General features: G+C 71.8%; 24 protein-coding genes. 13 read left to right on the top strand and 11 right to left on the bottom strand.

Annotated elements, in window-relative coordinates:
• Window positions 1-12 precede the first annotated feature (12 nt).
• The gene (locus tag AB0I71_RS07470) at window positions 13-618 is read right to left on the bottom strand and encodes a TetR/AcrR family transcriptional regulator (protein WP_357582402.1); all 606 of its coding nucleotides are present in this window, start codon (window positions 616-618) and stop codon (window positions 13-15) included.
• Between the two features lie 28 nt (window positions 619-646).
• Between AB0I71_RS07470 and AB0I71_RS07465 the strand changes: the two genes are divergently transcribed.
• Complete coding sequence (locus AB0I71_RS07465) at window positions 647-1,420, top strand: alpha/beta hydrolase (protein ID WP_357582401.1); 774 nt, start codon at window positions 647-649, stop codon at window positions 1,418-1,420.
• A 15-nt stretch (window positions 1,421-1,435) separates the two neighbouring features.
• On the opposite strand, the gene AB0I71_RS07460 is transcribed toward AB0I71_RS07465, so the two are convergent.
• From AB0I71_RS07460 to fabG, 4 genes are all read right to left on the bottom strand, one after another.
• Window positions 1,436-2,305 (bottom strand): HAD-IIA family hydrolase, encoded by an 870-nt coding sequence (locus AB0I71_RS07460; RefSeq protein ID WP_357582400.1) that lies wholly within the window; start codon window positions 2,303-2,305, stop codon window positions 1,436-1,438.
• The gene (locus AB0I71_RS07455; protein WP_357582399.1) at window positions 2,254-3,285 is read right to left on the bottom strand and encodes a ferrochelatase; all 1,032 of its coding nucleotides are present in this window, start codon (window positions 3,283-3,285) and stop codon (window positions 2,254-2,256) included. The genes AB0I71_RS07460 and AB0I71_RS07455 overlap by 52 nt, the downstream gene beginning before the upstream one ends.
• A gap of 82 nt (window positions 3,286-3,367) precedes the next feature.
• Window positions 3,368-4,135, bottom strand: a complete 768-nt coding sequence (gene fabI, locus AB0I71_RS07450; RefSeq protein WP_357582398.1) for an enoyl-ACP reductase FabI — start codon at window positions 4,133-4,135, stop codon at window positions 3,368-3,370.
• Window positions 4,136-4,161: 26 nt separating this feature from the next.
• Window positions 4,162-4,866, bottom strand: coding sequence for a 3-oxoacyl-ACP reductase FabG (gene fabG / locus AB0I71_RS07445; protein WP_357582397.1), 705 nt, complete (start codon window positions 4,864-4,866; stop codon window positions 4,162-4,164).
• Window positions 4,867-5,018: 152 nt separating this feature from the next.
• Here fabG and AB0I71_RS07440 point away from each other — a divergent pair, with 152 nt between their 5' ends.
• From AB0I71_RS07440 to AB0I71_RS07425, 4 genes are all read left to right on the top strand, one after another.
• Window positions 5,019-6,302 (top strand): histidine kinase, encoded by a 1,284-nt coding sequence (locus tag AB0I71_RS07440; protein ID WP_357582396.1) that lies wholly within the window; start codon window positions 5,019-5,021, stop codon window positions 6,300-6,302.
• Window positions 6,299-6,964 carry a response regulator transcription factor gene (locus tag AB0I71_RS07435; protein WP_357582395.1) on the top strand — a complete coding sequence of 222 codons (666 nt, stop codon included), beginning with the start codon at window positions 6,299-6,301 and terminating at the stop codon, window positions 6,962-6,964. Before AB0I71_RS07440 ends, AB0I71_RS07435 begins: the two co-directional genes overlap by 4 nt.
• Window positions 6,965-7,062: 98 nt before the next feature.
• Complete coding sequence (locus AB0I71_RS07430) at window positions 7,063-7,965, top strand: alpha/beta hydrolase (protein ID WP_357582394.1); 903 nt, start codon at window positions 7,063-7,065, stop codon at window positions 7,963-7,965.
• Window positions 7,962-9,089 carry an acyltransferase family protein gene (locus AB0I71_RS07425; protein ID WP_357582393.1) on the top strand — a complete coding sequence of 376 codons (1,128 nt, stop codon included), beginning with the start codon at window positions 7,962-7,964 and terminating at the stop codon, window positions 9,087-9,089. The genes AB0I71_RS07430 and AB0I71_RS07425 overlap by 4 nt, the downstream gene beginning before the upstream one ends.
• Window positions 9,090-9,654: 565 nt before the next feature.
• Here the strand turns inward: AB0I71_RS07425 and AB0I71_RS07420 are convergent.
• Genes AB0I71_RS07420 through AB0I71_RS07410 form a run of 3 tightly spaced genes read right to left on the bottom strand, consistent with a single transcriptional unit; the run spans window position 9,655 to window position 12,703 of the window.
• A complete protein-coding gene (locus tag AB0I71_RS07420; RefSeq protein WP_357582392.1) occupies window positions 9,655-10,605 on the bottom strand; it encodes a VWA domain-containing protein in 951 nt (316 codons plus the stop codon).
• Entirely contained in the window at window positions 10,602-11,618 is a 1,017-nt protein-coding gene (locus AB0I71_RS07415) for a DUF58 domain-containing protein (protein ID WP_357582391.1), read from the bottom strand. The genes AB0I71_RS07420 and AB0I71_RS07415 overlap by 4 nt, the downstream gene beginning before the upstream one ends.
• Window positions 11,597-12,703 carry a MoxR family ATPase gene (locus AB0I71_RS07410; RefSeq protein ID WP_357582390.1) on the bottom strand — a complete coding sequence of 369 codons (1,107 nt, stop codon included), beginning with the start codon at window positions 12,701-12,703 and terminating at the stop codon, window positions 11,597-11,599. Before AB0I71_RS07410 ends, AB0I71_RS07415 begins: the two co-directional genes overlap by 22 nt.
• Before the next feature lie 236 nt (window positions 12,704-12,939).
• On the opposite strand from AB0I71_RS07410, the gene AB0I71_RS07405 reads away from it, so the two are divergent.
• From AB0I71_RS07405 to AB0I71_RS07395, 3 genes are all read left to right on the top strand, one after another.
• Window positions 12,940-13,212: a hypothetical protein gene (locus tag AB0I71_RS07405; protein WP_357582389.1), complete on the top strand. Its 273-nt coding sequence runs from the start codon at window positions 12,940-12,942 to the stop codon at window positions 13,210-13,212.
• Between the two features lie 39 nt (window positions 13,213-13,251).
• Window positions 13,252-13,782: a PH domain-containing protein gene (locus AB0I71_RS07400; RefSeq protein ID WP_357582388.1), complete on the top strand. Its 531-nt coding sequence runs from the start codon at window positions 13,252-13,254 to the stop codon at window positions 13,780-13,782.
• A 362-nt stretch (window positions 13,783-14,144) separates the two neighbouring features.
• Window positions 14,145-15,437: a PH domain-containing protein gene (locus AB0I71_RS07395; protein ID WP_357582627.1), complete on the top strand. Its 1,293-nt coding sequence runs from the start codon at window positions 14,145-14,147 to the stop codon at window positions 15,435-15,437.
• Between the two features lie 177 nt (window positions 15,438-15,614).
• Here AB0I71_RS07395 and AB0I71_RS07390 read toward each other — a convergent pair whose 3' ends face one another.
• The gene (locus tag AB0I71_RS07390) at window positions 15,615-16,679 is read right to left on the bottom strand and encodes a phosphatase PAP2 family protein (protein ID WP_357582387.1); all 1,065 of its coding nucleotides are present in this window, start codon (window positions 16,677-16,679) and stop codon (window positions 15,615-15,617) included.
• Between the two features lie 124 nt (window positions 16,680-16,803).
• On the opposite strand from AB0I71_RS07390, the gene AB0I71_RS07385 reads away from it, so the two are divergent.
• Both AB0I71_RS07385 and AB0I71_RS07380 read left to right on the top strand, forming a co-directional pair.
• Complete coding sequence (locus AB0I71_RS07385; protein ID WP_357582386.1) at window positions 16,804-17,208, top strand: hotdog domain-containing protein; 405 nt, start codon at window positions 16,804-16,806, stop codon at window positions 17,206-17,208.
• Between the two features lie 49 nt (window positions 17,209-17,257).
• Window positions 17,258-18,094 (top strand): MBL fold metallo-hydrolase, encoded by an 837-nt coding sequence (locus tag AB0I71_RS07380; RefSeq protein WP_357582385.1) that lies wholly within the window; start codon window positions 17,258-17,260, stop codon window positions 18,092-18,094.
• A 63-nt stretch (window positions 18,095-18,157) separates the two neighbouring features.
• Here the strand turns inward: AB0I71_RS07380 and AB0I71_RS07375 are convergent, their stop codons facing one another.
• Complete coding sequence (locus AB0I71_RS07375; protein WP_357582384.1) at window positions 18,158-19,093, bottom strand: PfkB family carbohydrate kinase; 936 nt, start codon at window positions 19,091-19,093, stop codon at window positions 18,158-18,160.
• 398 nt (window positions 19,094-19,491) lie between these two features.
• On the opposite strand from AB0I71_RS07375, the gene AB0I71_RS07370 reads away from it, so the two are divergent.
• A complete protein-coding gene (locus tag AB0I71_RS07370) occupies window positions 19,492-20,607 on the top strand; it encodes a lytic polysaccharide monooxygenase (protein WP_357582383.1) in 1,116 nt (371 codons plus the stop codon).
• Between the two features lie 59 nt (window positions 20,608-20,666).
• On the opposite strand, the gene asnB is transcribed toward AB0I71_RS07370, so the two are convergent.
• Entirely contained in the window at window positions 20,667-22,628 is a 1,962-nt protein-coding gene (gene asnB, locus AB0I71_RS07365; RefSeq protein ID WP_357582382.1) for an asparagine synthase (glutamine-hydrolyzing), read from the bottom strand.
• 133 nt (window positions 22,629-22,761) lie between these two features.
• On the opposite strand from asnB, the gene AB0I71_RS07360 reads away from it, so the two are divergent.
• Both AB0I71_RS07360 and AB0I71_RS07355 read left to right on the top strand, forming a co-directional pair.
• A complete protein-coding gene (locus AB0I71_RS07360; protein WP_357582381.1) occupies window positions 22,762-24,243 on the top strand; it encodes an aminopeptidase P family protein in 1,482 nt (493 codons plus the stop codon).
• 321 nt (window positions 24,244-24,564) lie between these two features.
• Window positions 24,565-26,313, top strand: a complete 1,749-nt coding sequence (locus tag AB0I71_RS07355) for a right-handed parallel beta-helix repeat-containing protein (RefSeq protein ID WP_357582380.1) — start codon at window positions 24,565-24,567, stop codon at window positions 26,311-26,313.
• The last annotated feature ends 129 nt before the right edge of the window (window positions 26,314-26,442 follow it).

Here is a 26,442-nt window from a genome sequence, read left to right as displayed (position 1 = left end):
GTGGGTGGTGGTTCAGGGGGTGTGGGCGGTGAGGAAGATGCGGACCGCCTCGTCGGCCCAGCGATACAGCTCCGCCTCGGAGAACGAGGTGCGGACGGCGAACATCGCCTCGTTGAGCGGGATCGACAGGATCAGGTAGTTCAGGTACTGCGCCGCGAGCAGTGGGTCCGCCACGCGTACCAGGCCCCGCTCGGCGAGACGGGTGATGGCCCTGGCCAGGGTGGCGTGGCCGCGTTCCGGCGCGGCGCGGTGCCACGCCCGGGCCAGCTCAGGAAAGCGACCCGCCTCGCCGATCAGCATCCGGCGCAACTGGATCAGGTGTGGCGCGGTGACCGTGGCGATGTGCTCGCGGGCGAATGCCCGCAGGTCACGCGGGAGGTCGTCGGAGTCGGCCAGGGCCTCGACGTACGCCGAGCCGGCCCGCTCGGCCTCGGCGATCGCGTCGGTGAACACCGCCTCGAAGAGTCCGTGCTTGTCGGCGAAGTGCGCGTACACGGTCACCTTGGAGACACCGGCGCGGGCGGCGATCCGGTCCATCCCGGCGGCCACGTAGCCGTGTTCGAGGAACTCGACCAGGGCGGCGCCGAGGATCCCGCGCCGGTTGACGTCCTTACGCACGTCCTAACTGTACTGTACCGTTCAGTTCATGCCTACGGTCACCTCAAGGGACGGCACGCGCATCGCCTATCAACGCGAGGGTGCCGGCCCGGCGCTGATCCTCATCGACGCGGCCGGGCACTTTCGCGCCAACAGCCCACTCGGTGAACTCGCCAGCTTCCTCACGCCCCACTTCACGGTCTACCGCTACGACCGTCGCGGGCGTGGGGACAGCGGCGACACCCCGCCCTACGCCCCCGAACGCGAGGTCGAGGACCTCGCCGCGCTGATCATTGAGGCCGACGCGCCCACCGCGTTGTACGGGTACTCCTCGGGCTGCCTGCTCGCGTTGCACGCGGCCGCCGCCGGCCTCGACGTACGACGGCTGGTCCTGTTGGAGCCACCGCTGGACACCGACGACGAGGCCGGGCAACGGGCCTTCACCGCGACACTGAACCGACTGACCGGCGTCGAGGCGGTGACGTTCTTCCTGACCTCCATCGGCGTGCCCGAGCAGTTGCTGGCCGGGATGCGCGACACGCCACAATGGAACGCCATGGTGTCGGTGGCGCACACCCTGGCCTACGACAGCCTGCTCAGCGAAGCCACCGGGCCGGCAGTGCTCGCCCGGGTGAGCACCCCGACGCTCGTCCTGCACAGCGCCGGCAGCACCGACAGCCTGACCGGGATGGCCGCCACCACGGCCGGCCTGCTGCCCGACGCCGAGCAGCGCCGCCTGCCCGGCGAGTGGCACGGCGTGCCGGCGGCCACCCTCGCTCCCGCGCTCACCGACTTCCTGTGCCGCGACGCGGCACGGCCCTGACCGGGCGGCGACGGCTCAGATCTCGTCGATCAGGTCGGCGACCGAGTTGACGATCCGGGACGGGCGGTACGGGTAGCGTTCCGCCTCCGCGCGGGAGCTGATCCCGGTCAGCACCAGGATGGTCTCCAGCCCGGCCTCCAGACCGCAGAGGATGTCGGTGTCCATCCGGTCACCGATCATCGCGGTGCTCTCCGAGTGCGCGTTTATCGTGTTCAGGGCCGACCGCATCATCATCGGGTTGGGCTTGCCGACGAAGTACGGCTCCACCCCGGTGGCTTTGGAGATCATCGCGGCCACCGAGCCGGCGGCCGGCAGGGCGCCCTCCACCGAGGGCCCGGTGGCGTCGGGGTTGGTGCAGATGAACCGGGCCCCGTCGTTGATCAGCCGGACCGCCTTGGTGATCGCCTCGAAGCTGTAGGTGCGGGTCTCCCCCAGCACCACGTAGTCGGGGGCGAAGTCACTGAGCACGTAGCCCACCGCGTGCAGCGCGGTGGTCAGCCCGGCCTCCCCGATCACGTACGCCGTGCCGCCCGGCCGCTGGTCGGCCAGGAACTGTGCGGTGGCCAGGGCGGACGACCAGATCGCCTGCTCCGGCACGTCCAGCCCCATCCGGGCCAACCGGGCCTGGAGATCGCGCGGGGTGTAGATGGAGTTGTTGGTCAGCACCAGGAAGGGCTTGCCGGAGGTGCGCAGCCGCTTGACGAACTCCGGCGCGCCGGGCACCGGCTGGCCCTCGTGCACCAGCACCCCGTCCATGTCGCTGAGCCAGCTCTCGACGGGCTTACGGTCCTGCATGATCATCCCTAGGGGTGTCGTCGGGTTCGCCGCAGCGGTCAGGACGGACGGCGGGGTGGGACGCAGCAGACCGTGGGACAGATGTCCCACATCGGCAACTGGCCCAGCCGACGGCGCAGCTCCGCCCCGTCCGGATCGATCCGTTCCCGCACCAGCTCCCGCACCATCGTCACGTAGCGGGGGTCGGTGCCGGGGGTACCGGCGCGAACGAAGTCGATCCCGAGCCGTTTGGCCGTGTCCAACGCCTCGGTGTCCAGGTCCCACACCACCTCGAGGTGGTCGGAGACGAACCCGATCGGGCTGACCACCACGCCTGTCACGCCCTGCTCGGCGAGCGTTTCCAGGTGGTCGTTGATGTCCGGCTCCAGCCACGGCACGTGCGGCGGGCCGGATCGGCTCTGCCAGACCAGGTCGTACGGCAGGCCCGGGGCCGCCGCCGCGTGCACCAGCCGGGCCGTCTCGGCGAGCTGGGCGGTGTACCGGCCGCCGTGCGGGCCGGCGCTGTCGGCCGCCGAGATCGGCACCGAGTGCGCGGTGAAGACGAGCCGGGTGCTGTCCCGCCGCGCCGGATCCAGCTGGGCCAGCGCGGCGCGCACCGCATCCACGTGCGGCTCGACGAAACCGGGATGATCCCAGAACTGGCGCAGCTTCTCGATCACCGGCGCGTCCGGGCCGACCGCCGCCCGCGCGGCGGTGATGTCCTCCTGGTACTGCCGGCACGAGGAGTACCCGCCGAAGGCGCTCGTGACGAACGCCAGCGCCCGCCGTACGCCGTCGTCACGCATCTGGGCCACCGTGTCGGCGAGCATCGGGTCCCAGTTCCGGTTGCCCCAGTACACCGGCAGGTCGAGCCCGTTGGCGGCGAAGTCGGCACGGACCGCCGCCAGCAGTTCCCGGCACTGCTGGTTGATCGGGGAGACCCCACCGAAGTGCTGGTAGTGCTCGGCGACCTCGGCCAGCCGCTCCGGCGGAACGCCCCGCCCCCGGGTCACGTTCTGCAGGAACGGCAGCACGTCGTCGGGCCCCTCCGGGCCACCGAAGGACACCAGCACCACCGCGTCGTACGCCATGGTCCCATTGTTGCCGGTGGCCTGCGGCGTCCCGGCAACGCCCCCGGGTCCCGGTCGTAAACAGACCGCGGGACGGTCGGCGTCAGGCGCCGACCGCGTGGTAGCCGCCGTCCACGTGCACGATCTCGCCGGTGGTCGCCGGGAACCAGTCGGACAGCAGGGCGAGACAGGCCCGCGCGGCCGGTTCCTGGTCGGTGAGGTCCCAACCCAGCGGGGCACGCCCGGCCCAGGCGTCCTCGAACTGCTCGAAGCCGGGGATGGACTTCGCGGCCATGGTGCGCAGCGGACCGGCGGCCACCAGATTGCTGCGGATGCCCTGCTTGCCCAGGTGCAGTGCGAGGTAGCGGGAGGCGGACTCCAGCCCGGCCTTGGCCACGCCCATCCAGTCGTACACCGGCCACGCCTGGCTGGCGTCGAAGGTCAGGCCGACCACCGAGCCGCCCGGCGACATCAGCGGCAGCGCTGCGACGGCGAGGGACTTGTAGGAGTACGTCGAGACGTGCAGCGCCGTCGCCACGTCCTCCCAGGAGGCGTCGAGGAACCCGCCTCCGAGGCAGCTCTGCGGCGCGAACCCGATCGAGTGGACCACCCCGTCGAGACCGTCGACGTGCTCGCGGACCTTGTCGGCCAGCCCGGCGAGCTGCTCGGGGTCGGTCACGTCCAGTTCGATCACGGGCGCCGGCTCGGGCAACCGCTTGGCGATCCGCTCCACCAGTGACAGTCGGCCGTAGCCGGTGAGCACGACCTGTGCGCCGTTCTCCTGGGCGAGCTTGGCCACCGAGAAGGCGATCGAGGCGTCGGTGATGACGCCGGTGACGAGCAGCCGCTTACCGGCCAGCAGTCCGGACATTACGCTCATTCCTCCGTGCTCAGGATTCAGTGGCCCATGCCCAGGCCACCGTCGACCGGGATGACCGCGCCGGAGACGTACCCGGCACCCTCGCCCGCCAGCCAGGTGACCACCGCCGCCACCTCGTCCGGGCTGGCCATCCGGCCCGCCGGGATCGACTTGAGGATCTCGGCCTTGCGCTGGTCGGTCAGCCCGGCGGTCATGTCGGTCTCGATGAAGCCCGGCGCGACCACGTTGGCGGTGATGTTCCGGCCGCCCAGCTCCCGGGTGATCGAGCGGGCCACCCCGACCAGGCCGGCCTTGCTGGCCGCGTAGTTGACCTGGCCGGCGCCGCCGGACAGACCGACCACCGAGGAGACGAAGATCATGCGTCCCCACCTGGCCCGCAGCATCTTCCCGGAGGCTCGCTTGGCGCAGCGGTACGCGCCGGTCAGGTTGGTGTCCAGCACCCGGGTGAACTGCTCCTCCGACATGCGCAGCAGCAGCGTGTCGTCGGTGATGCCCGCGTTGGCGACGAGCACCTCCACCGGCCCCAGCTCCGCCTCGACCGCGGTGAAGGCCGCGTCCACCGAGTCGGCGTCGGTGATGTCGCAGCGCACGCCGAACAGCCCCTCCGGCGCCCCGCTGCCCCGGTGGGTGATGGCCACCCGGTCACCCTGCTTGGCGAAAGCCTGGGCGATGGCCAGGCCGATCCCCCGGTTGCCCCCGGTTACCAGCACAGTTCGAGACACGGTGCGTCCCCTCCCAAAGATCGCTGCGGCTTGGAGACTAGGCGTTACCGCACGGTAATCACTAACCGCCGCACGTCATACCGCGGTACCACTGGATGGATCACTCCCTGGTCGCACGACGGAGCCGGCCACTCGAACTACCCTGCCGGGATATGGACCGCAGTACCGTCCGTGACGCCCTGGCGGGGCTGCGCCGCACCGTGGTGGGACCGGACTATCCGGCCCGACGCCGGCCACTGGACCGGTTACGACACCGGCCCCGCACCGCCGCCGTGCTGCGGACGGCCGGGCTGCTGGTGCTCCTCGGGCTGGCCCTGATCACCGCGCAGTTCCTGCTGGACACCCGGCGCCTGCCCATCGCCACCGCGTGGGTCATCGCCCTGCTCACCGTCGCACCGCTGCCCCTGCTGCCCACCCGACCACTGCTGGCCTGGCGGATCATGTTCATCGGGCAGTTGTTCGGCACCTTCAACCGGCGCACCACGGACGACGCCGTGGTGCTCGGCCCGGCCACGTACGAGTTCTGGCCGTGGAACCCGACACAGATCCTGGTCATCATCGTCGTTCTGGTCACCGTGGCCGCCCGGGTCGACCGGGCCGTGCTGGCCTGGACCGGGCTGTTCAGCCTGCTCCCGGTCTGGATATTCGTGCCGCCCGGCAACCAGGTGGGCGTCACCCTGCTGTTCGTGGTGCTGCTCATCGTCGGCGACCTGCTGCGGCACAACCTGCTCACCCGACGGGCGCTGGCCGAGCAGGCCGAGGTGAGCGAGTTGGAGAAGGCCCGGCGGGCGGTACTGGAGGAGCGCACCCGCATCGCGCGGGAACTGCACGACGTGGTCGCGCACCACATGTCGCTGATCGCCGTACAGGCGGAGACCGCGCCGTACCGACTCGCCGTGCCCGAGCCGGCCCGGGCCGAATTCAGCGCCATCGCCGAGGCCGCCCGGGCGGCGCTGACCGACATGCGGCGGCTGCTGCGCGTACTGCGCAGCGAGTCGGAGGATCCCCGGACCGCCCCACAGCCGACGCTGGCTGAACTACCCGCGCTGGTGGCTGCCGCGCGGCGGGCCGGCATGACCGTGGAACTGGACAGCGACGTCGCCGCCGAGCCGCGAGGACCGGTCGGGCTGGCCGCCTACCGGATCGTTCAGGAAGGGCTGGCCAACGCGGCCCGCCACGCGGCCGGCGCCGAGGTGCGCGTCACGGTCCGTGATCGCCCCGGCGCCCTGACGGTACGCGTCCAGAACGCCGCCGGCGGGACCCCGGCCGGCCCGGACGCACGCGGTGGCGGACAGGGACTGACCGGCATGCGCGAGCGGGTCCTCGCCCTCGGCGGCAGCTTCACCGCCTGCCCCACCGCCGACGGCGGCTACCTGATCGACGCGCTGCTGCCGGCCGACCCGCCGCCATCCGACGAGCCGAAGGACCCAACATGACGATCCGGGTGCTGATCGCCGACGACCAGGCGATGGTCCGGCAGGGCTTCAGCGCTCTGCTGGCCGCCCAGCCGGACCTGCTGGTGGTCGGCGACGCCGCCGACGGCGCCCAGGCGGTCGCACAGGCCCGCCGACTCGACCCCGACGTGGTGCTGATGGACGTGCGGATGCCGGTGCTCGACGGCCTCGCCGCGACCCGCAAGCTCCTCGGTGACCGGCCGAGCGACCGGCCCCGCGTGCTCATCCTCACCACCTTCGACCTGGACGACTACGTCTACGAGGCGCTGCGCGCCGGGGCCAGCGGCTTCCTGCTCAAGGACGCCCCCGCCGCCGACCTGATCCACGCGGTACGCGTCGTCGCCGGCGGCGACGCGCTGCTCGCCCCGACGGTCACCCGCCGCCTGATCGCCGAATTCGCGGCCCGGCCACACCGGCAGCGGCCCAGACCCACGGTCCTCGCCGCGCTCACCCCACGCGAGACCGAAGTGCTGCGGCTGATCGCCCAGGGACGCTCGAACGCCGAGATCGCCGCCGAACTGGTCGTCGCGGAGCAGACCGTCAAGACCCACGTCGGCCGGATCCTGGCCAAGCTCCAGTTGCGCGACCGCGCCCAGGCCGTCGTGCTCGCGTACGAGACCGGACTGGTCGCCGCCGGCGAGTAGTCCTCCGGTGCCAGGCCGTCAACGGCTCCCCGGGTTGACGACCGGCACCACACCGCCGACACATCCTGCACCCCACGACCGGGTGGAGGGAGCGCGTGATGGTGGGCAGGGAGATGGTCCGGCTGTGCCTCGCGGCGGTGCTGGCGACCGGACTGGTACGGCCACCGACGGTCCCGCCCGACCCCGCCCCGCCCGGCTTCGTCGAGGCGTACCCGTCGACCACTGCCGCGATGGAGGCCGCCGGAGCGCCGTACGCCCGCTGGGCCGCGCAGGGTCGGCAGTTCCTGGCCTTCGATTCACACGGTGACGGCCGGGCCGTCGAGGTCCTCGGTGACCTGGCCACCGCCGATCGGATCGCGGTGCTGGTTCCGGGCGTCGGTACCCGGCTCGCCGGCTTCGACCGAGGGCTCGGCGGTGTGCCCCAGCGCGCCCCGGCCCAGCAGGCCCGAGCCCTGCGTGCCGCGCTGCGCGCCGCTGATCCGCACGCCCGCGTGGCGGTGCTGGCCTGGCTCGGCTACGACCCGCCCGACGGCGTCACCACGGCAGCCACCCCGGCCGCCGCCCGCCACGGCGCCGACCAGCTCGGTGACCACCTGCGAACACTGGCCGGGCGGCTACCGGCCGCCCGCATCACCCTGGTGGGGCACAGCTACGGCGCGCTTGTCGTCGGGCTGGCCGCCCTGGACGCCCCGCCGCAGGTCACCGACGTGGTCACCCTCGGCGGTGTGGGTGTCGGCGCGGAGCACGCCGGCCAGTTCGGCCCGGTCCGCGTCTGGGCGGCCGAGGCATCGGACGACTGGATCCGACACGTGCCCCGGCTTCGCCTGCCCGGGTTGGGACACGGGGTCCGGCCGGCCGACGCCTCCTTCGGTGCGCGGCCACTGCCGGTCACCTCGACCGGCCACGACGGTTACCTGCTGCCCGGCGGGCCGACCCTCGCGGCAGTCGCCGAGGTGGTGCTGTGTGGTGCGACCGGCACAGCGGCGGGACCGGCCCGATGAGCGGCCAGCACACCGCCCACCGGTCGGCTCGGGATCCCCTCGTCGACGGGCTGCGCGCATTCGCCGTCGCCGGAGTGGTGCTCGGTCACTGGCTCGTCACCGGCCTGGTACTCGACGCGGAAGGCGCGCTGGACCTGGCCAGCCCGCTCACCACGATGCCGACCCTGGCTCCGGTCAGCTGGGTGTTGCAGACCCTCGGGCTGTTCTTCTTCGCCGCCGGTCACGCCTCCGCCCGGTCGGCTGACCGGCATCCCGGACCCGGTTGGCTGGCGCACCGGCTGCGGCGGCTGCTCCTGCCGGCGATCGCCCTGCTCGGCACCGGGTCAGCCGTACTGCTGGCCGCTGCCGTCGCCGGCGTCCCCGACGACACCCTGTCGGTGGCGCTGACCCTGGCGATCAGTCCCCTGTGGTTCCTGGCGCCCCTGCTGGCCCTGGTGGCGCTCACCGGCCCGCTGCGCGCCGCCGTACGCCGCTGGGGCACTCCGCGCTGCGCGGTCACCGCGGCGGCCGTGGTGGCCGGCGCCGACCTGGGCGTGCGGCTGCTCCCGGCGGGCACCTGGTTGCCACCGGTGACGGTGCTGGCGGCCTGGGCGGTGCCGTATCTGCTGGGACTGGCCCACGCCGACGGCCGGCTGAGCCGACGGCGTGACGCCCGGTGGTTGGCCGCCACCGGGGCGGTCGGCCTGGCCGCCGTACTCGCCTTCGGCTACCCGGTAAGCGCGGTCGGGGTCCCGGGCGACGGCCGATCCAACCTCGATCCCCCGTCGCTGCTCGTGGTGGCGCTCGCGGTCACCCAGACAGGTCTCGGCCTGATCGCCCGACCGGCGCTGGTCCGACTGCTGCGCCGACCGCTGCCCCACCGGATGATCGGCGAGATCAACCGGCACGCGGTACGCGTCTACCTCTGGCACCAGCCGGTGCTGGTCGCGGTGGTGGTGTCCGCCGCGCACGGCGGTGCCCCGCTGCCGGGGCTGCACACCGCCCCGGACGGCCCGACCTGGCTACTGGCCCGGATCGGTTGGCTGCCGGTGCTCACCGCCGTGCTGATCCTCCTCGTCCGGCGCCGCGATACCCGGCTGACCTCGGCGTCCGTCAACGCCGGCCGGCCCGCCGTCGACAGATGAACGGCCCCGGTCCGTCGGCCGGTCGACCGAGTGGGCCGGGCACACAACCCGGGTGTACGATGATCCGCGTTTGCGGGTCGCTCGGCGGCCCGCGTCGCCCCGGAACCCGACCCCAGGAGGTGATCGCTGTGCCAGATAGCGATCCTCCCAGTCGTGGCCGGGCCGACCGCCAGCCACGCTGAGCCCCGCTCCGCCTGAGCTGGCCCGCTCCCCGCGTACCCGTTCCACCGCCCGGCGACGCTGTCGTGGCGGCCGATCGGACGGGTACCACCGGAAAGCAGCCCGGTCACGACTTCGCGTGTGCGCGTCCTGATCCACCCCTTTTCGCGGTCCGCCCCGCCCGGGCCGCCGAGCCGCCACGTCGGAGCTGTCATGAGCCGCTACGTCGCCCCGCTGGGCTTCACCCTCGCCGCCGTCTGGGTAGCCGTCCTCTTCGTCCTAGCCAGCGCCAACCACTGACCCCCCGCCCCACCCCAACCGCCCCTGTTGATCATGAGGTTAGCGGCAGCTTGAAGATCGAAAACTGCCGCTAACCTCATGATCACCAAGATCGACGGGGTGGGGGTTAGATCATGCGGGAGGACCAGAGGAGGCTGAATGCGCCGGCGCAGAGAGCCAGCAGCAGGGCGATGCCGGCGTACCACTGGGTGATCTCGCGGGGTTCCGTGCGGAAGCCGATCGAGCTGCCCATGTCCTGGTAGACCTGCTTCAGCTCGTTGACGGTGGCCGCCTCGTAGAAGAATCCCTCGGTGGTCTCGGCCAGCTCCGCCAGGGCGAGCCGGTCCACCGGCACCCGCTGCAACTGACCACCGATGTCGACGTGGCCGGAGTCGGTGCCGAAGGCGATTGTGGAGACCGGCACGTTCGCTGCCTGCGCCGCCGCGGCCGCCTCCTCCACCGACCGACCGGCGGTACGGAAGCCGTCGGAGAGCAGCACGATCCGGGCCGGCGGGATACCGGCCGCCCCGTCGGCCGGCACCGACCGGATCGCCTCCAGGCAGGTGAAGACCGCCTCGCCGGTCGCCGTCGCCTCGGCCAGCACCAACCCCTCGATCGCGCTCGTCACCGCCGGGCGGTCCTTTGTCGGCGGCACCAGCACGTTCGCCGACTTGGCGAACGAGACCAACCCCAGGTTGTACGTCTCCGGCAGCTCCGCCACGAACTGCTTGGCCGCCTCCTGGGCCGCCTCCAGCCGGTTCGGTGGCACGTCGTCGGCCTGCATCGACAGCGACACGTCGATGGCCAGCATGATGGTGGCCCGCTCCAGCGGCTCCCGGGTGTCCACCGCGGGCCGGGCCAGCGCGCCGGCCAGCACCAGCAGGGCCAGCAGAAACGCGGTGGCCGGCAGGTGCCGGCGCCAGCCGAGACCCTTCGGCGCCACGGTACGCAGCAGGTCCACGTTCGTGAACCGCAGCGCGTAGTCGCGCCGGCGGAGCTGCCGCCAGACGTACAGCGCGGCGAGGGCGAGCACCGGCAGCACAGCCAGCAGCCACCACGGTTGCAGCAGTCGGATCATCTCGTCGTCCCCCGGGTACGGGCGTGCCGCTGGGCGGCCACGAAACGCACCATGTCCAGCAGCCAGTCTCGATCGGTACGCAGTCGCAGGTGGGCGGCGCCGGCGGCGCGCAACGCGGCGGAGATCTCCGCCCGCTGGGCGGCGGCGGCCGCCGCGTAACGGTGCCGCAGGCCCGGGTCGGCGGTCTGCACCTCGTGCAGTTCCCCGGTCTCCGGGTCGACCACCGGCAGCACTCCGACGTCGGGCAGCTCCAGCTCCCGCGGATCGACCACCTCGATCGCCAGCAGGTCCTGTCGTACCCGCAGCTTGCGCAGTGGGCGCGCCCACTGCGCCGGCGGGGCGAGGAAGTCGGAGATGACCACGGCCACCCCGCGCCGCCGGGGTGGGCGGTTGAGCATGTCGATGAGCGCACCGAGGTCGCCACGGCCGGGCCGGATCTCGGTACCGGCGATGGCCCGCAGCATGCCCTGGGCCTCCTTGCGTCCGGACCGGGCGGGCAGCCGGACCAGTCGCCCCGGTCCCGCCGGCACGGCTGCGGCGCGTCGGCCCCGTCGGGGCGTCGGGAGATCGGCGCCGCTACCGACGACCGCGCCGATGCGGTTGCCACCCCGCACGGTGAGGTGGGTGATCGCCGCAGCCGCCGCGATCACCACATCCCGCTTGAGCCACCGGCCGGTGCCGAAGTCCAGGCTCGCCGACAGGTCCACCGCCATCCACGTCTCCAGCTCACGGTCGGCCACGGTACGCCGCACGTGCGGGGTGGTGGTACGGGCGGTGACCGGCCAGTCCATCCGACGCACGTCGTCGCCGGGGCGGTACTCGCGTGACTCGCCGGCCTCGCTGCCCGGGCCGGGCAGCAGGCCCGCGTAGTCGCCCTGAAGAAGTCCGTCGAGTTTGCGGGTCACCAGCAGTTGCAGCCGGGACAGCACGGCATCGGAACGGTTTGTGGCCGCCAGGCGGTCCGGCTCACCGGGTCGAGGGGTGGTCGAGGTCACGGCCGCTGCCCGGGCCACCCCGAGGTAGGTGCCACCGCCCCGGCGGGCGGGGTGGCCTGCTGCCGGGGTGCTACCGACGGCAGCGGGATCGTCGACATCACCCGATGCACCACGTGGTCGGCCGGTACGTCGTCGGCGAGCGCGTCGTAGCTGAGCACCAGCCGGTGCCGCAGGATGTCCGGCGCGATGTCCTGCACGTCCTGCGGCAGGGCGTAGTCGCGTCCGCGCAGCAGGGCCAACGCCCGGGTGGCCCGGACCAGCCCGAGCGAGGCCCGAGGGCTGGCACCGTACTGGATCAGTTGTGCCACGTCGGGCATGCCGTGTTCCGCCGGCGTACGCGTGGCCAGCACCAGCCGGACCGCGTAGTCGACAAGTGCGTTGTGCACGAAGACCTGGTCGGCCTTGTGTTGCAGGGCGATCAGATCCTCGGTGTCGAACACCGCGGTGGGCTCGGGCGGAGCCACGCCCATCCGGTAGACGATCTCCCGTTCCTCGGCGTCGGTCGGGTACCCCACGATGATCTTCATCAGGAACCGGTCCCGCTGCGCCTCCGGCAGCGGATACACCCCTTCCTGTTCGATCGGGTTCTGCGTCGCCATCACCAGGAACGGGTTCGGCACCCGGTGGCTCTCACCGCCGATCGACACCTGCCGCTCGCTCATCACCTCCAGCAGCGCCGACTGCACCTTCGCCGGAGCCCGGTTGATCTCGTCGGCGAGCAGGAAATTGACGAACACCGGCCCCAGCTCGACGTCGAACTTCTCACTGGACTGCCGGTAGATCCTGGTGCCCATGATGTCGGCCGGCACCAGATCCGGGGTGAACTGCACCCGGGCGAACGATCCACCGACCACCTTGGCGAGAGTCTCCACCGCGAGGGTCTTGGCCACCCCCGGTACGCCCTCCAGCAGACAGTGCCCCCGGGCGAGCAGCGCGACGAACATCCGCTCGACCATCCGGTCCTGGCCGACGATCACCCGCTTGATCTCGAACAGCGCCCGCTCCAGCAGGGTGGCGTCCTGCGCCGGTGTGGTCGGCGGCGCGAGCGCCTGCGGTTGCGCCCCGTTCGGCGGCGGGGCATCGGGCGTGGTCGGCTGGGCCACTGGTCCTCCACAGCGTGATCGGTCGTCGCGGCGTGTGCGGTACCAAGCCTCGCATGCCCGACTGAGTACCGACGGAGGGAGCGACCGATTTCCGCCACGCCGTTCCGGGACGGAGGAATCGCCGATCGCCAGTGGACAAAAGCCACCCCCGCGTGTGTACCATTCATCCGTCGCCGGGCGGCTTCCCCCGTGGCCGCCCGGCGCTCACTCTCCCCCGCCGTCCTAGACTGAGCGGGATGACCCACCCCGACATCCCCGCCGAAGCCTTGCCATGTTCGGCCCGTGGGTGCCGCACCCCGGCCCGGTGGGAACTGCGCTGGAACAATCCCCGCCTGCACACGCCCGAGCGGCGCAAGACCTGGCTCGCCTGCGAGGTACACCGGTCGTCGCTCGGTGACTTCCTCGGCGCGCGGGGCTTTCTGCGTGAGGTCGCCCCGCTGGCCGGATCGCCTACGCTCGAAGAGTGGACGCGTACAACGAAAAGTCAGCCCGGTGAGCGCGCGGAATGAGCTTGTCAGCCCTGCGGTCGCGATCGAGAGGCTGACCCGGTGACCGATGACGCACCTCAGGGCCCGCTACCGGCCGCGCCGACCAGCCCACTCGAACCGTGGCCCGACACCGTCCAGTGGCAGTCGATATCGACCGACCTGATCTGGGTGGAACTGCTGCGCCTGGCAGCCGGGGTGGCCTTCGTCTCGGCCGTGCTCGGAGTCGGTTGGGCGCTCACCGGTTCCTGGCCGTTCGGTGTGGCGCTCGGCGCCATCGGGCTGTTCGCTCTCTGGCGGGCGGTGACGATCGTCCGGGCGGTACGCGCCTGGGGCTACGCCGAACGTGAGGACGACTTGCTGGTCCGGCACGGTCTGCTGGTCCGCCGGCTGTCCATCGTCCCCTACTCGCGGATGCAGTTCGTCGACGTCAGCGCCGGCCCGCTGGAGCGGGCGTTCGACCTGGCGACCGTGCAGTTGCACACCGCGGCTGCGGCGAGCGATGCCCGGGTGCCGGGGCTACGTCCCGCGGAGGCGTCCCGGCTGCGGGACCGCCTGACCGCGCTCGGCGAGGACCGGGCGGAAGGACTGTGAGCGGGTCCGCCGGTCCAGGTCCGGACCGGAACCCATCCACCGCGGACGAGCGGGATCAGGTCGAGGACGGGTTCGGCGTCCATGGCCCCGGCCAGCCGCCGGAGCACACCGGGCCGGCTGCGCCCGCCGCGGCACCACCGCCGGGCGGGGGCCCGCCGCACGGCCCGTACCAGGAGGGCGGGCCGACATCGCCCTCCGGTTCGCCGCAGCCGCCCGCCGGATGGACCGGTGCGCCACAGCCGCAGCCGCCCGCCGGATGGACCGGACCGCAGCCGCCCGCCGGATGGAGCGGTGCGCCACAGCCGCAGCCGCCCGCCGGATGGACCGGTCCGCCGCCGCCGGCCCCGCCGGCACGGCAACGGCTGCATCCGTTGAGTCCTGCACTGCATGGCGCCAAGTCGCTGGTCGTGGTCATCGCCGGGTTGTCCTGGTCCACCCTGTCCCGGGTCGGGTTCGGCTGGTTCGTGGCGATGGTGATCGTGCTCGCGCTCGGCGCCAGCGTGCTGGCCGTGATCAGCTGGTACAACACCGGCTACCAGGTGGTCGGCCGGGAGTTGCGCATCCACGAGGGGCTGCTCTGGCGGCGTACCCGGGCGATCCCGCTGGAGCGACTCCAGGCCGTCGAGGTGGTCCGTCCGCTGCTCGCCCAGCTCAGCGGGCTGGCGGAGCTACGACTGGAGGTGGTCGGCGGCGGTAAGACCGAGGCGCCGCTGGCGTATCTCAGTGTCGCCGAGGCCGCGGCGCTGCGGCAGCGCCTGCTGACCCTGGCCGGTCATCCCTCCGGCGCGGCGCCGGCTGCCCCGTCGCAGCCAGCGCCGGCCGGTGCCGAGCCGGCCCCGCCGCCCGGCCGGCCGCTGCACGCGGTGAGCAACCGGGACCTGCTGATCAGTCAGCTGTTGACCCCGCAGGCGTTCCTGCTGCCCTTCGGGGTGGCCTTCGTGGCGACGCAGTTCCTGTCCGAGGGTTCCTGGTCCTTCATCGCGGTGGCGAGCACGCTCACCGCGATGGCCGGTGTCCTGCTGCAACCCGTCCGCCGGGTCCTCGACGACTGGCGGTTCCAGCTGGCCCGCGACGACGACCGGCTGCGGATCCGCAACGGCCTGCTGGAGACCAGGTCACAGACCGTCCCGTTGCACCGGGTGCAGACCGTGCGGGTGACCTGGCCGCTGCTCTGGCGGATGAAGGGCTGGCTACGGCTGCGCCTGGAGGTGGCCGGTTACGCCGCAGGTGAGGCCGACGAGCGCAACCGGCCGGACCGGCTGCTGCCCGTCGGCGACCAGCCGACGGGCGAGATGATCGTTGCCGAGGTGCTGCCGGGGGTGACGCTGTCGTCGTTGCCGCTGCGGCCACCACCGACCCGGGCCCGCTGGGTCAACCCGCTGAGCCGTCAGGTCCTCGGTGCCGGCCTGACCGAGCAGGTCTTCGCGGTCCGCTCGGGCCTGCTCACCCGCCAACTGACGGTCGTGCCGTACGCCCGGTTGCAGAGCGTACGGGTGGTGCAGGGACCGGTGCAGCGGCTGCTCGGGCTGGCCACCGTGCACGCCGACACCGCCGGTGGGGCCGGCGCGGCGGCGGTGGACCGGGATCTCGCCGACGCCTGGGCGTTGGCGGCGGAGTTGACCGCCCGAGGCCAGGCCGCCCGCCGCCCCACCTGACCCACGCACCCACGCACCCACGCACCCACGCACCCACGCACCCACGATCTTGCGCACGGGCGGCCCACGGACCCGCGATCTTGCATTTCTGGCGCGGCAAAGCCGACATAAGGGTCATTTCGGCGACCGAAGCTGCAAGATCGGCGAGGTGGGGCGGGGGTGAGGCGGTGGGGGTCGTCAGCGGGGGGATGGGATGGGGGGTGCGGGCGGGGTGGCGAGGTCGGGTTGGGTGGTGGGGGGTTGTGCGGTGGTGGGGGGTTGTGGGGTGGTGGGGTCGGTCGGGGTTTGGCGGGCCTTTCGACGGTCCCACCAGCGTTCGGCCCAACCGACCGCCAGGAAGGTCATCCCCACGTACGCCCACCCGACCAGCACGTCGATCACGTAGTGCTCGCCGCTGTAGACCAGGGTGAAGGTCATCGCCAGCGGATAGGCCAGCAGCAGCGGCCACCAGCGACGCCTGACGTTACGCAGAAAGAAGAGCACCACGAACAGGGCGAAGGCGGTGTGCAGCGACGGCATCGCGGCCACCGGGTTCGAGGCCAACTGCCCGGCGTTGAGCAGGTTGCCCGCCCCGTGCATGCCGAACGCCTTCCAGCCCCGGGTGGAGATCCGGGCGACCTCCTCGATCAGCCCGTTCTGCGCGGCCCACCAGGGCGGCGCGGCCGGGTAGAGGAAGTAGGTGATCAGACCGGTGGCGCAGAGGAAGAACCACCGGCGCATGAACGCCGCCCACCGGCTGCGCTCGACCATCCAGAGCACCGCGGCGGCGGCCAGCGCGGCCACGAAGTGGGAGAAGTACACCCAGCTGACCAGGACGTCCCACCAACGCACCTCCGGCTGGTACAGGTGCTGCTGCAACCAGACCGTCGGCACCTGACCATCCATGGCCCAGCCGAACATCAGCCGGTCCGCCAGGATCAACTCGTAGGCGTGCGGCACGGTCCCGTCGTGGTAGGCGAACCCACGGGAGAGGTTGTAGGCCACCAGCAGCAGTACCACCGGCACCCAGTCCCGGGCGAAGCGCAGGTGGCTGCGCCACGGGCGGGCGGAGTACCAGGCGATGGTGCCGGCCCAGATCCAGAAGAACGCGTACACCGGATCGGTGGGCAGGCCGATGACGAGCCAGCCCGCCACGAAGGCGACGCCCCAGACCGACATCGCGATCACGCGGCGGCGCCCGCCGTCGCGCGGGGTGGGCGGCTCGGTCGGGGCCGGGGGCTGGGGGTCGGTCACGGCAGACATCGCGGACAAGGTTAGCGGCGACCTGCGCCGGACCGGACGCAGGAGCACCTACGCCGTCGTGGCGGGCATGGCGCATCTGCCCGGCCGCGTGGCCCGGGCCTCGCCGAGCACCTACGCTGTGGCCATGCGGGAGTCATCGGATCAAGCCCTGGCTCCGGGTCTGACCGCCCGGGTCGAGTTGACCGTCACCGACGCCGACACCGCCCAGGCGGTGGGTTCCGGTGACGTTCCGGTGCTCGGCACTCCACGGGTCCTGGCCCTGGCCGAGGCGGCGACCGTCGCCGCGACCGCCCGCCACCTGCCCAGCGGCTCCACCACCGTGGGCACCCGGGTGGAGCTGGAGCACCGGGCCGCGACGCCGGTGGGCCGCACGGTCGCGGCGCAGGCCCGGCTGACCGAGGTCGACCGACGCCGGCTGGTGTTCGAGGTCGACGTCACCGAAGGCGGGCAGACCGTCGCCGAGGGGCGGGTGGAACGGGTCCTGGTCGACCGGCTCCGGTTCATGCAACGCGCCGGCGGGACGGCATGACCACCACCGGCCGGTACGACGAGATCACCCAACCTGCCGGTGGGGCGGCATGACGACGACGGGTCGGTTCGTCGAGGTCGCCGACCGGGTGCTCGTGCTGCGTGAACCGGTGCTCGCGGTGAACGTCACACTGGTGCTGGGCGACGGCGCGGCGCTGCTTGTCGACACCCTCTCCACCGCCGGGCAGGCGGCCGAGCTGGCCGCCGCGGTGCGCGTGGTCACCACCGATCCGCTGACGCTTGTGAACACCCACCACCACTTCGACCACTGCTTCGGCAATGCCACGCTCGCCGGTGATCCGCCCCGACCGGTCTGGGCGCACGAGCTGGCCGCCGCGGCGATCCGCGACGAGGCGGACCGGTTGCGTCGGGAGGCGTACGCGGAGCTGCACGCCGGGCATCCGGAACTCGCCGCCGAGCTGGCCGACACCGCGCTGCTGGCACCCACCCACACCGTGCGTACCGAGGCGGTCCTCGACGTCGGTGGCCGGCGGGTGGTGCTGCGTCATCCCGGACGGGGCCACACCGACGCCGACCTCGTCGTGCAGGTGCCCGACGCCGACCTGCTGGTCGCCGGTGATCTTGTCGAGCAGGCCGGTCCCCCGGCGTTCGAGGACTCCTACCCGTTGCAGTGGCCCGACGCGTTGGCCGAGCTGTCGCGGTCGATCTCACCTGCCACGGTGGTCGTGCCCGGGCACGGCGAGCCGGTCGACGCGGAGTTCGTCCGGGCCCAGCACGCCCAACTTGTGGAGTTGGCCTGGCTGATCCGGGCCGGGCACACCGGCGGCGCACCGCCGGAGCGGGTCGCCGCCGACGCCCCGTTCCCGGCCCGCCACGCGTTGGCCGCCGCCCGGCGTGGGTACGCCGAACTCGACGGCACCGCCTGACCTCGTCACCGGCGAACGCCTGTCGAGTTCGAGGCCCGGGTGCCCTCGCGCCGGGGCGGCCCGTCAGTCGCCGAAGCGCTGGCGCACCTCGGCGCGGGTGGGCATGGCGACCGCACCGCCGGGCCGCTCACAGACGAGGCCGGCGACCCGCAGCGCGTAAGCGACCCGCTGGTGCCAGCCGGAGGCCTCCACCGGCTCGCCGCCGGTCAGCAGGTCGGCGACGAGGGCGGCCATCACCGAGTCACCCCCGCCGGTGGCGTCCACGGCGTCGACCTTCGGGGCGGGTACGCGTACCGGATCGGCAGTTGCGGCGGCGACCACCGCGCCGGCGGCCCCGAGGGTGACCACCACGGTGGCCGCGCCCAGTTCGCGCAGGTAGACCGCCACCGACTCGACCGGCTCACCGGGATAGAGCAGTTCCGCGTCGGCGGCGCTGAGCTTGACCAGGTGCGCGCCGGCGGCGAACTCGGCGACCACCTCGCGCAGCCCGGCCAGCGCCTGCGGGCCGGTCAGCAGCCGGGGACGGACGTTCGGGTCGAAGACCCGCAGCCCAGGGGTCGCCGCCCAGGCCCGGCGGGCAGCGGCCAACGTCGTCGGCGCCAGCAGCACGATCGAGCCGCAGTAGAGCACGTCGGCGCCCTCGACGAGCGCGACGTCGAGTTCGTCGGGACCGAGCAGCGCGTAGGAGGGCGGCTCGCCGTAGAAGCGGAAGTCGGGCTCCGCACCGGAGAAGGTGGCCACGGCCAACGTGGTCGGTACCGCAGCGGTGACCGCGCCGGTCAGTCCCACCTGCTCGGCGGTGAGGAAGGCGCGGATCCGGTCGGCGAGCACGTCGTCGCCGAGTGACCCGACGAACTGCACCGCACCACCGAGCCGGGCGACACCGACGGCGACGTTCAGCGGTCCACCGCCGATCGCCTGCCGGTAGACCGGAGCACCGTCGCACTCGGTGTCCAGCAGGTCGACGAGCGCCTCGCCGAGCACCACCGCGTATCCCATCGTCAGGTCCTTCCGTCTGCCGTACGTGATGCCCAGGCTGGCACAGCGGGTGTGTGCCGGGGCGTGGAAGCCACGGTATTGGCGCGACCGGGACGCTGCCCACCGGGCCCGTTTCACACATCGAGAGGCGGCTATTGCATAGTGCGATCCGGCGTGGTGGGATGATGATGCCGGGTGGCGCGGGGCTGCGCGTCCACCGGCGCCGGGCTTCACATCGCGCGAGGGCATTCACGCGTCGACACTCCGCTGGCGACAGCGTGCCGGTTGGGCCATCCGTCCCCATCCGCACGGTCGCCGCGTAGTCGCATCCGCCCCAGCAGCGGGGGCGGCACCAATCCGCCACCCGCGCGTTCGGCGGGGCGCACCCACGCAATGCGCCCCGCGAGTCAGGAGAACCCGTGCAACGTCCACGTTTGGCCGCGCTCGTCACTGCGGCTTTCACTCTTCTCGCGGGGGCGGTCGTCGTGATCGCCACCCCCAACCCGGCCGCCGCGCACGGCGCGGCGATGACGCCGGGTGCCCGTACCTTCCTCTGCTGGCGCGACGGCCTCACCCAGACCGGTGAGATCAGGCCGAACAACCCGGCCTGCGCCGCCGCCGTGGCCCAGAGCGGGACCAACTCGCTGTACAACTGGTTCAGCGTGCTGCGTTCGGACGCTGGCGGTCGGACCACCGGCTTCATCCCCGACGGCCAGCTGTGCAGCGGCGGGGCCACCGGCTTCCGCGGCTACGACCTGGCTCGCAACGACTGGCCGCTGACGCACCTGACGGCCGGCCGCAGCATGGAGTTCCGGTACAGCAACTGGGCCCACCACCCGGGCACGTTCTACTTCTACGTGACCCGGGACAGCTGGAGCCCGACCCGGGCGCTGGCCTGGAGCGACCTGGAGGCCCAGCCGTTCCTGACGGTGACCAACCCGCCGCAGCGCGGTGCGGTCGGCACCAACGACGGCCACTACTACTTCACCGGCAACCTGCCGTCGAACAAGAGCGGCCGGCACATCATCTACTCCCGGTGGGTCCGCTCGGACAGCCAGGAGAACTTCTTCGGCTGCTCCGACGTGGTCTTCGACGGCGGCAACGGTGAGGTGACCGGCATCGGCGGTAACCAGACCACGCCGCCGCCGAACCCCACCACGCCGCCGCCGAACCCGACCACCCCGCCGCCGAACCCCACCACGCCGCCGCCGAACCCGACGACCCCGCCGCCGGGGCCCGGTGGCTGCAGCGCCACCATCAACGTGACCAACAGCTGGTCGGGTGGTTTCCAGGCCGAGGTCACGGTCAGGAACACCGGCAGTTCGGCGATGAGCGGCTGGACCGCGAGTTGGACCTGGCCAAGCGGTCAGCAGATCAGCCAGGTCTGGAACGCGAGCCAGACCACGTCCGGATCGTCGGTGACGGCCCGCAACGTGTCCTACAACGGCAACCTCGCGGCCAACGGCAGTACGACCTTCGGGTTCCTCGCCAGCGGCAGCAACGCGACGCCAACGGTCAGCTGCGCCAGCAGCTGAGCACCAGCACCACGAAGGGGGCCCCTCGCGGGGCCCCCTTCCGCTTGTCCGCGTGTCGGTCAGCGCACCATGGAGCCGACGACGGGCTTGGTCAGCAGGGCCGACTGGTTGCGTTGGATGCCCGGGTCGAGGGTCTTCGCGACGAAGATCGCATGCCAGATGCAGAAGATCAGCACCGTCCAGACCTTGCGGGAGTGGTCGAACTCCTCCCGCTTGTGCTCCTCCAGCAGGCGCAACGCGTACGACAGGTCGAGCAGGTCGCCGGCGCCGGAGGTGGAGAGCACGTGCCGGGCCCACTCGTACATCTCGCCGCGCAGCCAGACCCGGGTCGGGGTCGGGAAGCCCAGCTTCTTGCGATTGACGATGGCCGGCGGCACCACGCCCTGCAACGCCTGACGCATGGCGTACTTGGTGGCGTCGGAGCGCGGCGGCAGCTTCAGCTCCACCGGGATCTTCGCCGCCACCTCGAACACCGCCCGGTCGAGGAAGGGCACCCGCACCTCAAGCGAGTGCGCCATGGAGATCCGGTCCGCCTTGACCAGGATGTCGCCACGCAGCCAGGTGTAGAGGTCGACGTACTGCATCTTGGTGACGTCGTCCAGCTCGGTGCACTCGGCGTAGATCGGCGCGGTCACGTCGGTGTAGCGCACCGACGGGTCGTAGCGGCGCAGCAGGTGCTGCTTCTCCTCCTCGGTGAACATCCGGGCGTTGCCGTAGTAGCGCTCCTCGATCGGGGTGGTGCCACGCTCCAGGAAGCTCTTGCCCTTCACGCCCTGCGGGATCGCCTTGGAAACCGCCCGCAGGCCCTTCTGCACCCCGTCGGGCAGCCCGTTGACGCTGCTCAACGAGAGCGGCTCCCGGTAGATCGTGTACCCGCCGAAGAACTCGTCGGCGCCCTCGCCGGAGAGGACCACCGTGACGTGCTCGGCGGCCTTCTTCGCGACGAAGTAGAGCGGCACCAACGCCGGATCGGCCACCGGGTCGTCCAGGTGCCAGACGATCTTCGGCAACGCCTCGATCATGTCCTGCGGCCCGATCTTGGTCGGGATGGTGGTCACGTCGAGGTGGCGGGCCGAGTCCTGCGCGACGTCGATCTCCGAGTATCCCGGCACGTCGTAGCCGACGGTGAAGGTGAGGATGTTCGGGTTGAACTCCCGGGCCAGGGCGACCACCGCGGTCGAGTCGATCCCGCTGGACAGGAACGAGCCGACCGGCACGTCCGAGCGCATGTGCATCCGTACGCTCTCGCGCAGCGTCTCCCGGATCTCGTGGTAGAGCTTCTGCTCGTCGGAGACCGGGGCGGGCCGGAACACCGGCCGGTACCAGCGGCGCACGTCGATCCGACCACCCGGGGTCCAGGTGAGGTACTCACCGGAGCCGATCCGGCTGATCCCCTTGTGCAGGGTGCCGGGCTCGGGCACGTACTGCAGGGTCAGGTAGTGGCTGAGGTTGGCCGTGTCGACCCCGGCGTCCCCGGCGTACGCCGACTGGGCGAACGGCAGCAGGGCCTTCTTCTCCGAGGCGAGGTAGAGCCCGTCGGCGGTCTCCAGGTAGTGCAGCGGCTTGATGCCGTAGTAGTCGCGGGCACCGAACGCGCGACGCTCCTGCCGGTCCCAGATGACGAAGGCGAACATGCCCCGCAGCCGGGTGAGCACCTGCTCGCCCCAGTAGTGGTAGCCGGCGACGATGACCTCACCGTCGCCGTTGGTGGCGAACCGGGCACCGAAGTCGCGGATCAGCTCCTCGCGCAGCTCGATGTAGTTGTAGATCTCGCCGTTGAAGGTCAGCAGGTAACGCCCGTCGGCGTAGGGCAGCGGCTCATGGCTGAGCGCGACGTCGATGATCGCCAACCGCTTGTGGGCGAAGACCCCGTCCGCGTACCGGCCGGAGGCGTCGCCGACCACCTCGACCCCGGTCTCGTCCGGGCCGCGGTGATGCAGGCATTCCAACGCCCCGGCGATGTTGTCGCGGTGGGCGGCGGCATCGCCGCGCGCACTGAAGAAAGCCAGGAGTCCGCACATGTCCGTCATCTTTCCACGCGTGCTGATCGACCGTCGCGGCACTGCCGGGCTCACCGCGACGGCCACCGGCGGCTCGGCCCGCGACCGGGTTCGCGGTACCGTCGGACCAGCAATGAGGCGAAGGGAGCGGGGCATGACCGAGGAACGCACCGACGGCGAGCCGACCGACGGCACCGAGTCACACGACCCGGATTTCCCACAGGCGTTCCTGTCGTTCATGCGGCAGGGCTGGCGGGACACCACCCTGCCGGTCGGCCCACGGCCGGAGGTGCCGAACCACGCCAAGCGCCGGGCCGCGCTGTCGGCGGCCTTCCCGGGCGAGACGCTTGTGATCCCCACCGGCGGCGAGAAGGTACGCGCCAACGACACCGAGTACCGGTTCCGGCCGGGCAGTGACTTCGCGTACCTCACCGGTGACCACGACCCGGACGGCGTGCTGGTGCTGCGGCCGAACGGTTCCGGTCACGACGCCACGCTGTACATGCGTCCCCGCTCGTCCCGGGAGAACGACGAGTTCTTCCGCAGCCGCCACGGCGAGCTGTGGGTGGGCCGGCGGCACACCCTGACCGAGAAGTCGACCGAGCTGGGCCTGCCCACCGCCGACCTGAGCGAGCTGGACGCCGCGCTGGCCGAGCTGGCACCCGCGCGTACCCGGGTGCTGCGCGGCTTCGACACCCGGGTGGACACCGCGGTGCGGCCCTGGGACGGCCCGCGCGAGGAGGGGCAGCCGGCCCGCGACCGCGAGCTGGCCATCGCCATCTCGGAGCAGAAGCTGGTCAAGGACGAATGGGAGATCGCCCAGCTCCAGGATGCGGTCGACGCCACCGTACGTGGCTTCGAGGACGTGGCCCGGGCGCTGCCGGCCGACCGTGGTGTCTCCGAGCGGCTGCTGGAGGGCATCTTCGCGCTGCGGGCCCGGCACGACGGCAACGACGTCGGCTACGGCTCGATCGTCGGCGCCGGTGAGCACGCCACGATCCTGCACTGGGTGCACAACCACGGCGTCACCCGTCCGGGTGAGCTGCTGCTGATGGACATGGGCGTGGAGGGACGCAACCTCTACACGGCGGACGTGACGCGGGTACTGCCGGTCAACGGCCGGTTCACCCCGTTGCAGCGCCAGGTCTACGACATCGTGTACGCCTCGCAGCAGGCCGGCATCGACGTCATCAAGCCGGGCGTGACCTTCAAGGACGTCCACCTGACCTGTATGCGGGTGCTCGCCGAAGGACTTGCCGACCTGGGGCTGCTGCCGGTGAGCGTGGACGAGGCGATGGACGAGAATTCCATGGTCTACCGCCGCTGGACGCTGCACGGCTTCGGGCACATGCTCGGCATCGACGTGCACGACTGCTCGAACGCCCGCAAGGAGATGTACCGGGACGGCACCCTGGGCGAGGGGTACGTGCTCACCGTCGAGCCGGGGCTGTACTTCCAGCCGGAGGACGAGCTGGTGCCGGAGGAACTGCGCGGCATCGGCATTCGGATCGAGGACGACGTCCTGGTCACCACCTCCGGCGCGGTGAACCTGTCGGCGGGCCTGCCCCGCCAGGCCGACGAGGTGGAGACCTGGCTGGCCGCGCAGCGCGAGGCCGGGCCGCGACTGCCCGGCTGACCGAGCTGCCCGGCTGACGGGCGACACACGCAGGAGGGCGGGCCCCCGCCGGAGCGACGAACTGTCGCCCCCGGCGCGGGGTCCGCCCTCGTCTGCCCTGCGGAACAAGCATCTGCGCTGCTCAACCGCTTTCAACCCGTTCCCGCGAGTTGACGCAGTGATGCCCGATCAGGTGCCAATGCGGGCTTATTTCGTGTTCATCCTTCTCGCGAGGAACATTCTCATACGGTGGTCATCAGAGGCTGCAACCCATTTGTAGCTGATCGCACCCATTCGCTCGGTGCGAGCCAGTCTGGTAGCAGGAAAGGGCGGAAGGCTCTGATGTCTGATGACGTGACCACTTCCTACGGTGGGCCGCCCCCGGCTCCACCACCGCCGCCGGGGCTTCGACGGCGGAAACTATGGCTGACAGCGGGCGTCGCCGGCCTGACCGGGGTCGTCGGTCTGGCCGCCCTGGGTGGGGTGGCCGCCCGTGACGACCGGTCCGGCACTTCGGGCCGGACGGACGCGCAGTCCAACGCCCGGCAGAACGTCAGCGACGCCGGAAAGGCCGAAGCGGCCGAGAGCGGCGACGCCAAGGAGGAGTCGGCCGGCGACTCTGCCGGCCGGAAGGTCGTCGGCCGCAAGGACGGCGGCGACAAGGACAGGGCGCGCGACGTGCCCTGTGACACCGACAAGCTGATCCAGGCGATCGTGTACGCCAATCAGAACCACGGCGCCGTACTGAACCTGGCCCGACACTGCACGTACGAATTGACCCGTGCCGACAACGGCAACGGGCTTCCCGTGATCACCCGACCGATCACGTTGAAGGGTGACGACAGCAAGATCGTTCGGGCCGCGAACGTTGAACGGTTCCGCATCCTGAACGTCGGTCGTGGTGGTCACCTGACCCTGAAGGGCGTGACGGTCAAGGGCGGCCAGACCGCTCCCGGAATCATGGCAGCGGCCCCTGCCACACTGCGGGAACTCGACGCCGTGAAGCCGGCCCGAGTCGGGACCGCCAAGGCGGCCGGGAGCACGACGACCGGGACCGGCAAGGCGGCCGGGACCAAGGCCAAGGCCGCTGCGGCGAAGCCCACGACCGACGGGGCCAAGGCGGCCGGCGCCAAGGCGGCAGCGGCGGCGAAGCCGTCACCGGCATCCAAGGCCGGGACCGCCGGAGCGGACACCGCTCCGCCGAGCATCACCGCCGACGGCGTCGACGGGGGCGGAATCCTGGTGCAGCGGGGCGGCACCGCAGACCTGGAGCGCAGCCGCATCGTGCAGAACCAGGCGACCCGCAACGGTGGCGGCATCGCCAACTACGGCACCACCACGATTCGCAGCAGCACTGTCGAACAGAACAGCGCCGGCAGTTTCGGCGGCGGTGTGTTCAACGCGGGCACGCTGCGGGTCGAGGAGTCGAAGATCGTCTACAACAACTCGGGCGCCGGGGGCGGCGGCATCGCCAACGGCTCGACGCCCAACGGCTTCGCCGGCACGGGTGGCACGGTCTGGATCTGGAAGAGCACGATCAGCCACAACCGGACCGGAGTGCTCGGCGGCGGCGTCTACCTCAACGGTGGCGACACCACCGCCGTCCAGAGCGAACTCACCGACAACATCAGCCGCCTCGACGTCGGCGGCCTGGTCGCCCTCGGCGACAGCCGGGTGAGCCTGGAACACGTGCTGGTCGCGAGGAACTACGCGAGCGACGACGCCGGCGGCGTGGGGATCGCGGAAGACTCCGTCGCCGTCATCGCCAACACCGTTCTCAAGGAGAACGTGGCCGCCGAGGGGGCCGCCGGTGGCCTGTTCAACGACGAGGCGTCGGTGACCCTGCGGGACTCCGAGATCTGGGCCAACCAGGCGTTGGGTACCTCCGGCCTGGCGGGCGGCATCGTCAACCAGGACGGCGTGACCACGCTGATCCGGACCAAGGTTGCCGACAACGTGGCCACCAACCAGCCCGGCGGCATCTACACCGACAACGACCAGGTGGAGATCGACCGGAAGTCCGCGGTCACCGGCAACCGACCGACCAACTGCATCGGCAGCCCGGTCATCCCCGAACGCTGCTTCGGCTGACCCATCGCCGAGGCGAGCGACACGCAACAGGACAGCATCACCACATAGAGGGGCTCCTCCGTGTCGCTCGGCGCCGCGGAGGAGCCCCAGTCTTTCCGCCCCCTCCGGGGCATCCTCGCAGGTCAGAGC

The sequence above is a fragment of the Micromonospora sp. NPDC049891 genome (genome assembly GCF_040660295.1).
Classification (GTDB): domain Bacteria; phylum Actinomycetota; class Actinomycetes; order Mycobacteriales; family Micromonosporaceae; genus Micromonospora.
The sequence above is the reverse complement of the archived record's forward strand: the minus strand, read 5'-3'. Positions and strand labels throughout refer to the sequence as shown.

What these genes read in the sequence shown, in the direction of transcription:
- AB0I71_RS07465 (WP_357582401.1), top strand. Translation starts at nt 647, where the DNA reads ATGCCTACGGTCACCTCAAGGGACGGCACGCGCATCGCCTATCAACGC.
- AB0I71_RS07455 (WP_357582399.1), bottom strand. Translation starts at nt 3,285, where the DNA reads ATGGCGTACGACGCGGTGGTGCTGGTGTCCTTCGGTGGCCCGGAGGGG.
- fabI (WP_357582398.1), bottom strand. Translation starts at nt 4,135, where the DNA reads ATGTCCGGACTGCTGGCCGGTAAGCGGCTGCTCGTCACCGGCGTCATC.
- AB0I71_RS07440 (WP_357582396.1), top strand. Translation starts at nt 5,019, where the DNA reads ATGGACCGCAGTACCGTCCGTGACGCCCTGGCGGGGCTGCGCCGCACC.
- AB0I71_RS07435 (WP_357582395.1), top strand. Translation starts at nt 6,299, where the DNA reads ATGACGATCCGGGTGCTGATCGCCGACGACCAGGCGATGGTCCGGCAG.
- AB0I71_RS07430 (WP_357582394.1), top strand. Translation starts at nt 7,063, where the DNA reads ATGGTGGGCAGGGAGATGGTCCGGCTGTGCCTCGCGGCGGTGCTGGCG.
- AB0I71_RS07425 (WP_357582393.1), top strand. Translation starts at nt 7,962, where the DNA reads ATGAGCGGCCAGCACACCGCCCACCGGTCGGCTCGGGATCCCCTCGTC.
- AB0I71_RS07420 (WP_357582392.1), bottom strand. Translation starts at nt 10,605, where the DNA reads ATGATCCGACTGCTGCAACCGTGGTGGCTGCTGGCTGTGCTGCCGGTG.
- AB0I71_RS07405 (WP_357582389.1), top strand. Translation starts at nt 12,940, where the DNA reads ATGACCCACCCCGACATCCCCGCCGAAGCCTTGCCATGTTCGGCCCGT.
- AB0I71_RS07390 (WP_357582387.1), bottom strand. Translation starts at nt 16,679, where the DNA reads ATGTCTGCCGTGACCGACCCCCAGCCCCCGGCCCCGACCGAGCCGCCC.
- AB0I71_RS07385 (WP_357582386.1), top strand. Translation starts at nt 16,804, where the DNA reads ATGCGGGAGTCATCGGATCAAGCCCTGGCTCCGGGTCTGACCGCCCGG.
- AB0I71_RS07380 (WP_357582385.1), top strand. Translation starts at nt 17,258, where the DNA reads ATGACGACGACGGGTCGGTTCGTCGAGGTCGCCGACCGGGTGCTCGTG.
- AB0I71_RS07375 (WP_357582384.1), bottom strand. Translation starts at nt 19,093, where the DNA reads ATGGGATACGCGGTGGTGCTCGGCGAGGCGCTCGTCGACCTGCTGGAC.
- asnB (WP_357582382.1), bottom strand. Translation starts at nt 22,628, where the DNA reads ATGTGCGGACTCCTGGCTTTCTTCAGTGCGCGCGGCGATGCCGCCGCC.
- AB0I71_RS07360 (WP_357582381.1), top strand. Translation starts at nt 22,762, where the DNA reads ATGACCGAGGAACGCACCGACGGCGAGCCGACCGACGGCACCGAGTCA.
- AB0I71_RS07355 (WP_357582380.1), top strand. Translation starts at nt 24,565, where the DNA reads ATGTCTGATGACGTGACCACTTCCTACGGTGGGCCGCCCCCGGCTCCA.